This is a genomic window from Kitasatospora sp. NPDC015121 (genome assembly GCF_055562955.1).
Window position 1 is genome coordinate 100,588 of record NZ_JBVHEH010000024.1, and the last position, 12,999, is coordinate 113,586.

General features: G+C 76.2%; 10 protein-coding genes. 1 reads left to right on the plus strand and 9 read right to left on the minus strand.

Annotation, left to right across the window (positions count from 1 at the left end):
- Positions 1 to 138: 138 nt before the first annotated feature.
- From ACZ3J7_RS30425 to ACZ3J7_RS30455, 7 genes are all read right to left on the minus strand, one after another.
- Complete coding sequence (locus ACZ3J7_RS30425; RefSeq protein WP_465626642.1) at positions 139 to 1,137, minus strand: regulatory protein RecX; 999 nt, start codon at positions 1,135 to 1,137, stop codon at positions 139 to 141.
- A 4-nt stretch (positions 1,138 to 1,141) separates the two neighbouring features.
- A complete protein-coding gene (recA, locus tag ACZ3J7_RS30430) occupies positions 1,142 to 2,242 on the minus strand; it encodes a recombinase RecA (RefSeq protein ID WP_465626644.1) in 1,101 nt (366 codons plus the stop codon).
- Between the two features lie 276 nt (positions 2,243 to 2,518).
- Positions 2,519 to 3,388 carry a hypothetical protein gene (locus ACZ3J7_RS30435; RefSeq protein WP_465626646.1) on the minus strand — a complete coding sequence of 290 codons (870 nt, stop codon included), beginning with the start codon at positions 3,386 to 3,388 and terminating at the stop codon, positions 2,519 to 2,521.
- Positions 3,389 to 3,423: 35 nt separating this feature from the next.
- A complete protein-coding gene (locus ACZ3J7_RS30440) occupies positions 3,424 to 3,957 on the minus strand; it encodes a SigE family RNA polymerase sigma factor (RefSeq protein ID WP_465626648.1) in 534 nt (177 codons plus the stop codon).
- Between the two features lie 46 nt (positions 3,958 to 4,003).
- On the minus strand, positions 4,004 to 5,428 hold the full coding sequence (locus ACZ3J7_RS30445) for an AI-2E family transporter (RefSeq protein ID WP_465626650.1): 1,425 nt from the start codon (positions 5,426 to 5,428) through the stop codon (positions 4,004 to 4,006).
- Positions 5,429 to 5,462: 34 nt separating this feature from the next.
- The gene (locus ACZ3J7_RS30450; protein ID WP_465626652.1) at positions 5,463 to 5,657 is read right to left on the minus strand and encodes a DUF3046 domain-containing protein; all 195 of its coding nucleotides are present in this window, start codon (positions 5,655 to 5,657) and stop codon (positions 5,463 to 5,465) included.
- Between the two features lie 38 nt (positions 5,658 to 5,695).
- On the minus strand, positions 5,696 to 7,291 hold the full coding sequence (locus ACZ3J7_RS30455; protein ID WP_465626654.1) for a S8 family peptidase: 1,596 nt from the start codon (positions 7,289 to 7,291) through the stop codon (positions 5,696 to 5,698).
- Between the two features lie 149 nt (positions 7,292 to 7,440).
- On the opposite strand from ACZ3J7_RS30455, the gene ACZ3J7_RS30460 reads away from it, so the two are divergent.
- Complete coding sequence (locus ACZ3J7_RS30460; RefSeq protein WP_465626656.1) at positions 7,441 to 12,042, plus strand: ATP-dependent helicase; 4,602 nt, start codon at positions 7,441 to 7,443, stop codon at positions 12,040 to 12,042.
- Positions 12,043 to 12,054: 12 nt separating this feature from the next.
- On the opposite strand, the gene ACZ3J7_RS30465 is transcribed toward ACZ3J7_RS30460, so the two are convergent.
- The gene (locus ACZ3J7_RS30465; protein ID WP_465626658.1) at positions 12,055 to 12,297 is read right to left on the minus strand and encodes a hypothetical protein; all 243 of its coding nucleotides are present in this window, start codon (positions 12,295 to 12,297) and stop codon (positions 12,055 to 12,057) included.
- A 52-nt stretch (positions 12,298 to 12,349) separates the two neighbouring features.
- Entirely contained in the window at positions 12,350 to 12,718 is a 369-nt protein-coding gene (locus ACZ3J7_RS30470; protein ID WP_030457965.1) for a helix-turn-helix domain-containing protein, read from the minus strand.
- Between the last annotated feature and the right edge of the window lie 281 nt (positions 12,719 to 12,999).

The window sequence follows — 12,999 nt, forward strand, 5'->3', positions numbered from 1 at the left end:
TGCCGCTGAGGCGACCTCCGCGATCGTCCTGCCACTGAGTGTGAGGCTAAGCCGAGGTTACGAAACGGTCAAGATGCGATCGAGAATTGGCCCCGACGATCTGATCAGCAGTCATCGCACCGCACCGAACGGACAGCCTCACTCCCACCGGTCCTCCTCGTCCTCCCCTTCCGACCCTTCCGCTCCCTCCGCGTCCAGCGCCTCCCGGACCACCCGGAACGCCAGCCCCTCCGCGTAGCCGCGCCGCGCCAGTACCCCGACCAGCCGCCGGATCCGGACGTCCCGCGCCAGTCCGGCGGTGGAGCGCACCTTGCGCGCGACCAGGGCCCGGGCGGCCTCGGACTCGTCCTCCTCGTCGACCTGCAGCAGGGCCCGCTCGGCGGCCTCCCCGGCGACGCCCTTGGTGCGCAACTCCTGGGCCAGCGCCCGCCGGGAGAGCCCGCGCACCGCGTGCCGGGACTCCACCCAGGCCTCGGCGAAGGCGGCGTCGTCGATCAGCCCGACCTCCTCCAGCCGGTCCAGCACCCGCTCGGCGACCTCGTCCGGGATCTCCTTGCGGCGCAGCGCGTCGGCCAGCTGCTTGCGGGACTTGGCGGCGCCGGTGAGCAGCCGCAGGCAGACGTCCCGGGCCCGGTCGGCCGGGTCGCCCTCCGGTTCGGCCGCCCGCCCGCGCCGCCCCTCCCGGCGCGCCCCGGGCTCCCGCGCCGCGCCCGCGCCGTCGCCGTCCGCCCGCTCGGCCTTCGCCCGCCGCCGGGCGCGCGGCCGCTCCTCGGCCGGCGGCGACGGCGCGGCGGCCGGCAGCTCCCCCAGCGCGCTGCGCCGGCGCCGCCGCCCGCCGGCCAGGTCGGACGCCCGCATCATCCCGGGCAGTTCGCCGACCGGCCCGTCCGGCGGCTCCCCCGCCGCGGGCTCCTCGGCCGCGGGCTCCTCGGCGACCGCCGCGAACCAGTCCGGCGGACCGGTCGGCGGCTGCTCCTCATCCGCCGCGGCCGCGAACCAGTCGGGCGGACCGTGGTCGTCCCCCCGGCCGTCGCCCGCGCGGTCGTCCCCGTCCCGGCCGTGGCCGTGAACGCCCGCACCGGGCCCGTCCTCGGACGGGCCCGGTGCCGGGTGGCCGTGCTGCTGGTGCGGTGTCAACGGATCAGCTCTTGGCGGCGGCCGCCGTCTTCTTGGCCGCGGCCTTCGCGGGGGCCGCGGCGGCCGGGATCTCCACGGCGGGGGCGGCGTCGCCCTCGGCCTCGGGGGGCTTCGGGCCGATGCCCAGCTTGCCCTTGATCTTGGCCTCGATCTCGTCGGCCAGCTGCGGGTTGTCCTTCAGGAAGTTGCGGGCGTTCTCCTTGCCCTGGCCGAGCTGGTCGCCCTCGTAGGTGTACCAGGCGCCGGACTTCCGGATGAAGCCGTGCTCGACGCCCATGTCGATCAGGCCGCCCTCGCGGCTGATGCCCACGCCGTAGAGGATGTCGAACTCGGCCTGCTTGAACGGCGCGGCCACCTTGTTCTTGACCACCTTGACGCGGGTGCGGTTGCCGACCGCCTCGGTGCCGTCCTTCAGGGTCTCGATGCGCCGGATGTCGAGGCGGACCGAGGCGTAGAACTTGAGCGCGCGGCCACCGGTCGTGGTCTCCGGCGAACCGAACATCACGCCGATCTTCTCGCGCAGCTGGTTGATGAAGATCGCGGTGGTGTTCGACTGGTTCAGCGCACCGGCGATCTTGCGCAGCGCCTGGCTCATCAGGCGGGCCTGGAGGCCGACGTGCGAGTCGCCCATCTCGCCCTCGATCTCGGCGCGCGGCACCAGCGCGGCCACCGAGTCGATGATCACCAGGTCGATCGCGCCGGAGCGGATCAGCATGTCGGTGATCTCCAGCGCCTGCTCGCCGGTGTCCGGCTGGCTGACCAGCAGCGCGTCGGTGTCGACGCCGAGCTTCTTGGCGTACTCGGGGTCGAGCGCGTGCTCGGCGTCGACGAAGGCGACGGTGCCGCCGGCCTTCTGCGCGTTGGCGGCCAGGTGCAGGGTCAGGGTGGTCTTGCCGGAGGACTCGGGGCCGTAGATCTCGACCACCCGGCCGCGCGGGATGCCGCCCACGCCGAGCGCCACGTCGAGCGCGGTGGATCCGGTGGAGATCACCTCGACCGGCTCGTTCGCCTTCTCTCCGAGCCGCATCACCGAGCCCTTGCCGAACTGCCGCTCGATCTGGGCGAGTGCGGCCTCCAGGGCCTTCTCGCGATCCGTTCCTGCCATGGCTTCCACCCTCGGGTTCTGTCCTGTGCGCTTCATCGTCATCGACGCTAGCGCGTCCCACCGACAATCGGCCCCGGACGGGCTCGGCCTGTGGAAAACTCCGCGCCGAAGAGTACAAAGAACGTGTGTTCGATTCCAGTCTCGCACCTCACGCCCCCCGCCCCCGGCCGCCGCGCCGCCACCGGCCGGATCCCGCCGCGCCCCGGGAACGACGGCACCCGGGAACGACGGCGGCCCCGCCCCCGTGACGGGGCGGGGCCGCCGGGCGGCCGCCCGCTACTCGGTCAGCAGCCGCAGGCCCGCGTTCGGCAGTTCGGCGCCGCCGCTGTCGTACAGCCGCCAGGAGACCGCCTTCACCCCGGGCCGCTCCGCCACCACGAGCCGGCGGTACGGGGAGTCCCCGACGGCGACCGGCCCGGGTTCGGTCACGGTGCCGTCCGCCCAGGTCACCCGCACCCGGTCGACGCCCGGGCCGAGCGCCAGCACGGCGAGCGTCACCGGCAGCGGGCCGGGCCGGGAGTCCTTGTTCCGGGGCCCCATCACGACGGCGCTGAACGCGTCCGCCAGCTGCGGGTCGAGGTGCCCGGGCGCCGCGTAGCCGCCCTGTTCGTCGTCCTTCTGCCGGACGCCGTCCAGCGTCGCGTACGTGTTGACGACGTCCTCCCCCGGCTGCCAGTACTGCCGGACGTACGCCTCGGTCGGCGGCTCCAGCGCGGGGTCGACGGCGTGCCGCTCCTGCCAGACCGCCATCGCCTGCTCGTACGCCCGCTCCTGCGGGGCGACCGGCCAGAGCGCTTCCCAGAGCTGCCACTCCCGGCCGTCGACGACGCCCTGCCCGATCAGCACCCGGACGGGCGCGAGCGGGTCCCGGACGGCCGCCGGGGCCGAGGCGGACGGGGCGGCGGCGGGCGCGCCGCCGAGGGCGGCCGGGCCGATCCCCCGGGTGCCGGTACCCCCGCCCGGGGCGCCGTGCAGTCCGGCGGCCGCGCCGGTGCCGAGCACCGCCACCGCGGCCAGCGCGAGCGCGCCGACGGCGGTCCGGCGGCGGCGCCTGATCCGCCGCCCGCCGGCCACGATGCCGTCGACCGGCACCGGTCCGACCGGCACCTCCGCCGCCGCTCCCGCGAGCCCGAGCTCGACCCACATCGTGCCTTCGCCCCGCGTTCCCTCGCCGGTCCCGGTCACACCGCACCCCCGATTCGTGTCATGTCCCGCAGTTCCCGCAGACCGGCGCTCCGGCGCAGTCTGGCTATCCCCTTGGCCGCGTGGCTGCGCACGGCCCCGGCCGAGCAGCCCATCGCGGCGGCGGCCTGGCTGTCGCTCAGGTCGTCCCAGTGCCGCAGCACCACGGCCTGCCGCTGCCGGGCGGGCAGCGTGGCGAGGGCCGCCATCAGCTCCCGGCGCTGGTCCGACCTGGCGTAGCCGTCCTCGGCCCCGGCCGTGTCGGGCACGGCCTCCACCAGCACCTCGGGCGCGCGGCGGCGCCAGCGTCGGGCGTGCTGGTTGACCATGATCCGCCGCACGTAGGCGTACGGGTCGTCGGCCCGGCGCACCTTCGGCCAGGCCGCGCAGGTCCGCTCCGCGACGGACTGCGCCAGGTCCTCGGCCGCGTGCCGGTCCCCGGTCAGCAGGTACGCCGTGCGCGTCAGCCAGGGCCAGGCCCCCACGATGAACGCCCGGAAGTCCTCGTCCGGATCGCTCCGTTCCCCTCTCATGACCACCTCCTTCACCCGTACAGAGCCCGGAGGGGCCGCGAACCGCTTACTCGGCGGGCGGATCCTCCCGGTCCCGGCCCCCGCCCGCGCCGCCCGAACCGCTCCCGCCGGCGCCGTTCCCGCCCGCGCCGCCCACGCCGCCCGCGCCGTTCCCGCCGGAGACCATCCGCCGCAGCCGCCGGACGGTGTGCCGGCGCCGCTCGCGCCGCTCCTCGCCGCGGTCGATCCGCGGGTCGTCCTCGACCTCGTAGCGGCGCACGTACGTCCCGACGAAGCCCTGCAGGGTGGCGGCGACCGGGATGGCGATCAGCGCGCCGACCGCGCCGAGCAGGGCGGCGCCGGCGATCACCGAGCCGAACGCGACGGCGGGGTGCACGTCGACCGTCTTGGCGGTGATCCGCGGGTGCAGCAGGTAGTTCTCGATCTGCTGGTAGACGGTGACGAAGACCAGCACCCACAGCGCGTCCACCGGCCGCACGGTCAGCCCGACCAGGACGGGCAGCGCGCCCGCCAGGTAGGTGCCGATGGTCGGCACGAACTGCGACATGACGCCGACCCAGACCGCCAGCGCCGCCGCGTACGGCAGGCCGATGGCGGCGAAGAACGCCCAGTGCGCGAAGGTGGAGATCAGCGCGAGCAGCGCCCGGGAGTAGAGGTAGCCGCCGGTCTTGGCGAGGGCGATCTCCCAGGCCCGGAGCACCTCGCCCTGCTTGGAGGGCGGCAGCAGCGAGCAGACGGTGCGCCGCACCCGGGGGCCCTCGGCGGTGAAGTAGAAGGTGAACAGGCCGACGGTGAACGCCTGGAACAGGCCGCCGACGACGGTGCCGGTGACGCCCCAGACGTTGTCGGCGGCCTGCTGGGCGTACTTCTCGATGGTGCCGGAGTCCTTGAGCACCTGGTGCTGGAGCTGGTCGAGCGACAGGTCGGTGTGGAAGGTGTGGTTGACCCAGGTGATCAGGTCCTGGAGCAGCTGCGGCAGCCGCCCGGCGGTCTGGGTGATCTGGTCGACCAGCAGGGTGCCGAGCGCGGTGAGGAAGCCCGCCACGGCGAGGCCGAGGCCGATGAAGACCAGGAAGGTGCCCAGCCCGCGGCGGACCCCCCGGGCGGCCATCCGGTCCACGGCGGGCTCCATCGCCAGCGACAGGAAGAACGAGACCAGCAGCATCACGAACAGGTCGATCAGCTGGTGGAAGGCCCAGTCGGCGAGCTGGAACAGGCCGACGCCGAGCAGCGCCAGCAGGATCGCCCGGGGCAGCCAGCGGGGCATCGCGCCGCCGCCGAGCTCGGCCCGGCGCAGCAGCCGGGCGGCGGCCGTGCGCACGGTCTCGGCGTCCTCGGCGTCGGCGGCCTCGATCGCGTCGGCGGCCCGGGCGGTCGTGCCGGGGCCCAGGTCCGGGTTCGGGTCCGGGCTCGGGCCGGGGGCGGTGGGGCCGGGGGCGGTGGGGTCGGGGTTCTCTGCGCTGCTCGCCACCGGGACAGTCTCACCCACGCCGGCGCGAATAATCTCACCTCAGCTGTGCCGACACCCCTTGCGTGACGCAGACCACCCGCCAGACGTCCTTGGCCTCCCAGCCCGCGTCCAGCGCCTGCCGGACGGTGCGGCCGCCGAGCTCGCCCATCACGTGGTCCTGGGCGAAGGACTCCGCGTACGCCTCGCCGAAGTGCTCGTGCATCCGTCGCCAGAACTCGGTCAGCCTCATGCGCCCCAGTATCGGGCACCGGCGCCGGGGCCCGGGCGTCAGCCCGCGGGGAGGGCGAGGATGCCGGCGCCGTAGTAGTCGCGGTCCTGGCAGCCGAGCGGCAGGGTGCGGGTGCAGCCGTCCGCGGCGGCGGCCCGGGCGAGGGCGGCGGTGATCCGTTCCGGGCCCCAGTCGGGGTGCCGGGCGGCGACCACGGCGACGGCGCCGGTGACGTGCGCGGCGGACATCGAGGTGCCGGCCAGAGCGGCGTACCGGCCGCCGGGCCAGTCGGAGACGATCGCGCCCCGGTCGCCGCCGTCGGGGTCGCCGCCGGGGGCGGCGAGGGAGACCTTGCCGCGGCCGTGGTTGCTGTAGGGGGCGGGGCGGCCGTCGCGGTCGACGGCGGTGACGGTGACCACGCCGGGCAGTTCGCCGGGCAGCCGGATGCACTCGGTGCCGAGCCGGCGGTCCTGCGGCGGTCCCGAGGTGCGGTCGTTGGGGCTGCGGCGGTCCTCGCGGCCGGCGTTGAGGTCCTGTCCGTCGTTGCCGGCCGAGGCGACCACCACGGCGCCCTTGTGCTGGGCGTAGGCGACGGCCCGGCCGACGGCGGCGGCGAGGGCGGCCTGGTCGGCGTCCTGGGGGCAGTTGTACTTCCACGGGTCGGCGAAGTAGCTGTCGTTGACCGCCCGGGCGCCGTGGTCGGCGGCCCAGAGCATGCCGCAGACGATGTTCTCGGCGTAGTACTGGCCGAGCGGGCCGAGCAGCCGGACGGCGGCGATCCGCACGCCGGGGGCGACGCCGGTGACGCCGCGGCCGTCCCGGGCGGCGCCGACGATCCCGGCGACGTGGGTGCCGTGGCCGCTCTCGTTGATCGCGGAGTCGGGCCGCCAGGCGCCGTCCCGCGAGTCGGGGCGGCCGTCGGCGCAGGACGCGGAGGCGGCCGGGTCGACGGCGGCGCGCAGGTCGGGGTGGGTGTCGTCGACGCCGGAGTCCAGCACGGCGACGGTGACCCCGGCGAGCTGCCGGGGGGTGGGCAGCGGGCCGGCCAGGTCGGCGGACGGCTCGTCGGCGCGGTCCTCGACGGGCGGGCGCAGCAGGGCGGCGGTCCGTCCGGCGGGGCGGTCGAGGGCGCCGATCATGGCGAGGTTCCAGTCGGTCCGCTCGCCGGGGTCGGGCACGGTGGGGGTGGAGTCGTCGGCCCGCTCGACGGTGTCCGCGGCGGGCGCGCCGTCGGTCGCGGGCGGGTCGTCGGCGCGGGTGTCGGCGTGCGGGTCGAAGCCGGCGCCGGCCAGCGGCCGGGGCGGCGAGGGGACGGGGACGGTGCGGGTGGCGCCGACGGCGGCTATCCCGGGCCGCCGGCGGAGCTTCTCGGCGAACTGCGGTCCGGCGTAGGCGAGCACCGCGCCGATCTGCGGGTAGTCCTGGACGACCTCGCCGCCGAGCGCCCGGGCCTGCTCGCCGGCGTGCTCGGCCCCTTGGGCGTCGACCCGCTCGTCCAGCACCAGGTAGCTGAGGTAGGTGCCGCCGTTGCCGGTGACGTAGGGGACGGCGCCGCCGAGCAGCAGTCCGGTGAGCAGCGTCGCCCCGAGCACCCGGACGCTGCGGCGCCGGCGGGTGGCGGGGGTGCTGCTGTGGGCCTGGCTCACCTGCTCCATCGCACGGTCTCCGCTCGTCAGGCAGGGCCGGACCCGGGGATCGGGTCCGGTTCCTCACGATATGAGCGATTTGTACGATTTGCTTCACGGGGTTGGGTCAGACGGTGACCGTTCCGTGACCTGTCAGCGTGTCGGGGCACCATGGGTGCATGGCCATCTCCAACGCTGACCCGCTGCAAGGCTTCGCCCCGGCCACCCGGGCCTGGTTCTCGGGGGCGTTCGCCGCGCCCACCGAGGCGCAGGCCCGGGCCTGGTCGGCGATCGGGTTGGGGACGGACGTGCTGGTGGTCGCCCCGACCGGCTCCGGCAAGACGCTGGCGGCGTTCCTCTCGGCGCTGGACCGGCTGGCCGCCACCCCGCCCCCGGCGGACCCGAAGCGCCGCTGCCGGGTGCTCTACGTCTCCCCGCTGAAGGCCCTCGCGGTGGACGTCGAGCGCAACCTGCGCTCCCCGCTCGCGGGCCTGCGGCAGGCCAGCGTCCGGCTCGGCCTGCCCGAGCCCGAGGTGCAGGTCGGGGTCCGCTCCGGCGACACCCCGGCCGCCGACCGCCGCCGCTTCGCCACCCACCCGCCGGACATCCTGATCACCACCCCCGAGTCGCTGTTCCTGCTGCTCACCTCGGCCGCCCGGGAGTCGCTGCGCGGCGTCGACACGGTGATCCTGGACGAGGTGCACGCGGTCGCGGGCACCAAGCGCGGCGCGCACCTGGCGCTCAGCCTGGAGCGGCTGGACGAGCTGCTGGACGCCCCGGCCCGCCGGATCGGCCTGTCGGCCACCGTCCGCCCGGTCGAGGAGGTCGCCCGCTACCTCAGCCCGCGGCGCGGCGCGGCGATCGTCCGGCCCGGCGGCGACAAGCGCTTCGACCTGTCCGTGGTGGTCCCCGTCCCGGACCTGGCGGACCTGCCCGCCGCGCCCGCCGAGGAGGACGACCCGCAGCGGCAGTCCTCGATCTGGCCGCACGTCGAGGAGCGGATCGTCGACCTGGTCCAGGCGCACCGCTCGACCATCGTGTTCGCCAACTCCCGCCGGCTGGCCGAGCGGCTGTGCAACCGGCTGAACGAGATCGCCCACGAGCGGGCCGCCGGCGCCCCGCTGCCCAGGGCGCACGCGCCCGCCGAGCTGATGGGCGGCTCGGGCGCGGCCGCGGGCGCCCCGGCGGTGCTGGCCCGGGCGCACCACGGCTCGGTCTCCAAGGAGCAGCGGGCCCTGGTGGAGGAGGAGTTGAAGGCCGGCCGGCTGCCCGCCGTGGTGGCCACCTCCAGCCTGGAGCTGGGCATCGACATGGGCGCGGTCGACCTGGTGGTGCAGGTCGAGTCCCCGCCGTCGGTGGCCTCCGGCCTGCAGCGGGTCGGCCGGGCCGGGCACCAGGTCGGCGCGGTCTCCCGGGGCGTGTTCTTCCCCAAGTACCGCGGCGACCTGGTGCAGTCCGCCGTGGTCACCGAGCGGATGCGCGACGGCCGGATCGAGGCCCTGCGGGTGCCCCGCAACCCGCTGGACGTGCTCGCCCAGCAGCTGGTCGCGATCACCGCCCTGGACACCTGGGACGTCGACGAGCTGCTCGCGCTGTGCCGCCGGGCCGCCCCGTTCGCGACCCTGCCGCGGTCCGCGTTCGACGGCGTGCTGGACATGCTGGCCGGCCGCTACCCGTCCGACGCCTTCGCCGAGCTGCGCCCCCGCCTGGTCTGGGACCGGGTGGCCGGCACCGTCACCGGCCGCCCCGGCGCCCAGCGCCTGGCCGTCACCTCCGGCGGCACCATCCCCGACCGCGGCCTGTTCGGCGTCTTCATCGCGGGAGCGGACCCGAAGAAGGGCGGCGGCCGGGTCGGGGAGCTCGACGAGGAGATGGTCTACGAGTCCCGGGTGGGGGACGTCTTCACCCTGGGCACCACCTCCTGGCGGATCGCGGAGATCACCCACGACAAGGTGCTGGTCACCCCGGCCCCCGGCGTCCCGGGCCGGCTGCCGTTCTGGAAGGGCGACACCCTCGGCCGTCCGCTCGAACTCGGCCGCGCGGTGGGCGCGTTCGTCCGCGAGGTGGGCGCGCTGGAGCCCGCCGCGGCCACCGCCCGGCTGCGCGCGGCCGGGCTGGACGACTGGGCGGCCGGCAACCTGCTCGCCTACCTCGCCGAGCAGCGCGCGGCCTGCGGCCACCTGCCCGACGACCGCACCATCGTGGTCGAGCGCTTCCGCGACGAGCTCGGCGACTGGCGGATCGTCGTGCACTCCCCCTTCGGCGCCCAGGTGCACGCCCCGTGGGCGCTGGCGATCGGCGCCCGGCTGCGCGAGAAGCACGGCCTGGACCCGCAGGTGATGCACGCCGACGACGGCATCGTGCTGCGCCTGCCGGACGCCGACCTGCTGGCCGACTTCCCCTCCGCCGCGCCCGCGGCGGCCGCCGACGAGGCGCCGGTCGGCGCGGACGCCGCGGTCTTCGAGGCCGACGAGGTCGAGCGGCTGGTGACCGACCAGGTCGGCGGCTCCGCCCTGTTCGCGGCCCGGTTCCGCGAGTGCGCCGGCCGCGCCCTGCTGCTGCCCCGCCGCAACCCCGGCAAGCGCACCCCGCTGTGGCAGCAGCGCCAGCGCGCCTCCCAGCTCCTGGAGGTGGCGGCCGAGTACGGCTCCTTCCCGATCGTCCTGGAGGCCGTCCGCGAGTGCCTGCAGGACGTCTTCGACGTGCCGGGCCTGGTCGAGCTGATGGGCGACCTGGCCTCCCGGGCCGTCCGCCTGGTCGAGGTCACCACCCCCGAGCCGTCCCCGTTCGCCCGCTCGCTGCTGTTCGGCTACGTCGCCCAGTTCCTGTACGAGGGCGACTCCCCGATCGCCGAGCGGCGGGCCGCCGCCCTGGCGCTGGACTCCCGGCTGCTGTCCGAGCTGCTCGGCCAGGCCGAGCTGCGCGAACTGCTCGACCCGCAGGTCCTCGCCGAGCTGGAGGCCGAACTGCAGCGGCGCACCCCCGAGCGCCGGATCCGGGACGTCGAGGGCGTCGCCGACGCGCTGCGCCTGCTCGGCCCGCTGGCCGAGGCCGAGCTGGTCGAGCGCGGCGCCGAACCGCTCTGGGCGCTGGAGCTGGAGGCCGCCCGCCGGGCGATCCCGGTCCGGATCGGCGGCGTGCTGCGCTGGGCCGCGATCGAGGACGCCGGACGGCTGCGCGACGCCCTGGGCACCCCGCTGCCGGTCGGCGTGCCCGAGGCGTTCACCGAGCCGGTCAAGGACCCGCTGGGCGACCTGCTGGCCCGCTACGCGCGCACCCACGGCCCGTTCACCGCCCCGGAGGCCGCCGAGCGCTTCGGCCTGGGCAGCGCCGTCGTCACCGGCACCCTGCAGCGGCTGACCGCCGCGGGCCGCCTGGTCCAGGGCGAGTTCCGGCCGGACGGCTCGGCCACCGTCCCCGAGTGGTGCGACGCCGAGGTGCTGCGCCGCCTGCGCCGCCGCTCGCTGGCCGCGCTGCGCCAGGAGGTGGAGGCCGTCCCGCCGAAGGCGCTGGCCGCGTTCCTCCCGCAGTGGCAGCACCTGGCCGGGCACCGGCTGCGCGGCGCGGACGGCCTCTACCGGGTGGTCGAGCAGCTCCAGGGCACCGCGCTGCCCGCCTCCGCGCTGGAGAAGCTGGTGCTGCCGGCCCGGCTGTCCGACTACTCCCCCGCGCTGCTGGACGAGCTGATGGCGGCCGGCGAGATCGGCTGGTCCGGCGCGGGCGCGCTGCCCGGCAAGGACGGCTGGGTCAGCCTGCACCTGCCGGAGAACGCCCACCTGCTGCGCCCCGAGCCGCTGCCGTTCACCCCGGGCCCGGTGCACGCCGCCCTGCTGGAGGCGCTGACCGGCGGTTACGGCGCGTTCTTCCGGCAGCTCGCCGAGCGCGTCCCGGACACCCCGGACGCCGAGATCGCCGACGCCCTGTGGGACCTGGTCTGGGCCGGGTGCGTCACCAACGACACGCTGGCCCCGCTGCGCGGCCTGCTGGGCTCCGGCCGCACCGCGGGCGCCACCGCGCACCGCGCACCGCGCGCCACCCCGCGCGGCCGCTACGGCGGCGCGGCCCGCGGCCTGGCCCGCCCGGCCTCCCGGACCGGCCCGCCGACCGCGGCGGGCCGCTGGTCGCTGCTGCCCGCGTTCGCCGCCGACCCGACGGTGCGGGCCGCCGCCCGGGCCCAGGCCCTGCTGGACCGGCACGGCGTGCTGACCCGGGGCGCGGTCGGCGCCGAGCGCGTCCCGGGCGGGTTCGCGGGCGTCTACCGGGTGCTGTCGGCGTTCGAGGAGCGCGGGAAGGCCCGCCGGGGCTACTTCGTCGAGGGCCTGGGCGGCGCCCAGTTCGCGATGGACGGCGCCGCGGACCGGCTGCGCTCGGTCAGCTCCCGGCTGGAGCGGTCCACCGGCGACGAGTGGTCCGCGCAGGCCGCGGACCGGACCCCGCAGGCCCTGGTGCTGGCGGCCGCCGACCCGGCCAACGCGTACGGGGCGGCGCTGGCCTGGCCCGATCCGCCGGCCGACACGGCGGCCGCGCACCGCCCCGGCCGGAAGGCCGGCTCGCTGGTCGCCCTGGTCGACGGCGAGCTGGTGCTGTACCTGGAGCGCGGCGGGAAGTCCCTGCTGTCCTGGGCGGCCGACGGCCCGGCGCTGGCGGCCGCGCTGGGCGCGCTGGCCGGGCCGCTGACCATCGAACGCGTCAACGGCCACCCGGCCCTCACCAGCCCGCTGGGCCCCGACCTGGAGGCGGCCGGTTTCCACCCCACCCCGAAGGGCTACCGGCTCCGGTAGCGGCGCCGGGGTTCACCCGCCCGGGGGAGGGTCCTGGGGCCCGGGCGGGCCCGGGCGCGCGGGCTCCGGCCGCCCGTCCTCCGCGGCGGGCGGCTTCGCGTGCACCGGGATCAGCCCCATCCCCCACCAGCCGGCCGCGAGCATGCCGAGGGCGGCACCGCCGTTCGTCGCGGTGCCGCCCACCAGCAGCAGTATCAGGCCCAGGCCGCCCAGTGCCGTCGCACCGAGCAGCAGCGCACGTCGCGCACTCCGCATCGCGGCCCTCCTTCACCCGGCGCCCCGCGGTAGCGGGGCGGTCGAGGTCCGGTCAGGCCGCCACCACGTCCATCGCCGCCTTGGGCGAGATGGAGCCGGACCGGTCGACGCCGGGGGCCGGCAGCGGAACCGGTTCGAGAACCGGCCTCAGCAGATCACCCTCCGAGAGGGTGGCCATCGCCGCAAGTTCGGCGAGCGACAGTTCGTCGCTGACCTCCCGCATGACCTCCGACATCCGCACGTCGAGCGCGTCGCAGATGGCGGAGAGCAGTTCGGAGGACGCCTCCTTCTGCCCGCGCTCGACCTCGGAGAGGTACCCGAGCGAAACCCTGGCGGCCGCCGACACCTCGCGGAGTGTGCGGCCCTGGCGCTGGCGCTGCCGACGCAGCACATCGCCAAGCAGGCGACGGAGCAGGATCATCGGTGCCTCCCTCCTCGGACTGCGGATCGAGATGTCACGACCCCACCGTACCGCCTTGCCAGCATCCCGTGCGGGGACCGGGGTCGTGTTCACTGTGGGCTGCAAGGCGCCCCCTCCCTGATTCTTCCCCTTCCGGGCCGTCGAACCACCCGTGAAGGGCGGATGTCCGGCTCCGGACGCGCGGGCGACCGACGAGGCTCCGCCGGGGGTCGGCCCCGCCGGAGCATCCGGTGTAACACGTCCCCCCGCCGGGTGTGGTGGGTTCGGGGGTTTTCGCCGCG

Coding starts and splice junctions, on each gene's coding strand:
- recA (WP_465626644.1), bottom strand. CDS start 2,242: ATGGCAGGAACGGATCGCGAGAAGGCCCTGGAGGCCGCACTCGCCCAG.
- ACZ3J7_RS30435 (WP_465626646.1), bottom strand. CDS start 3,388: ATGTGGGTCGAGCTCGGGCTCGCGGGAGCGGCGGCGGAGGTGCCGGTC.
- ACZ3J7_RS30440 (WP_465626648.1), bottom strand. CDS start 3,957: ATGAGAGGGGAACGGAGCGATCCGGACGAGGACTTCCGGGCGTTCATC.
- ACZ3J7_RS30450 (WP_465626652.1), bottom strand. CDS start 5,657: ATGAGGCTGACCGAGTTCTGGCGACGGATGCACGAGCACTTCGGCGAG.
- ACZ3J7_RS30455 (WP_465626654.1), bottom strand. CDS start 7,291: ATGGAGCAGGTGAGCCAGGCCCACAGCAGCACCCCCGCCACCCGCCGG.
- ACZ3J7_RS30460 (WP_465626656.1), top strand. CDS start 7,441: ATGGCCATCTCCAACGCTGACCCGCTGCAAGGCTTCGCCCCGGCCACC.
- ACZ3J7_RS30465 (WP_465626658.1), bottom strand. CDS start 12,297: ATGCGGAGTGCGCGACGTGCGCTGCTGCTCGGTGCGACGGCACTGGGC.
- ACZ3J7_RS30470 (WP_030457965.1), bottom strand. CDS start 12,718: ATGATCCTGCTCCGTCGCCTGCTTGGCGATGTGCTGCGTCGGCAGCGC.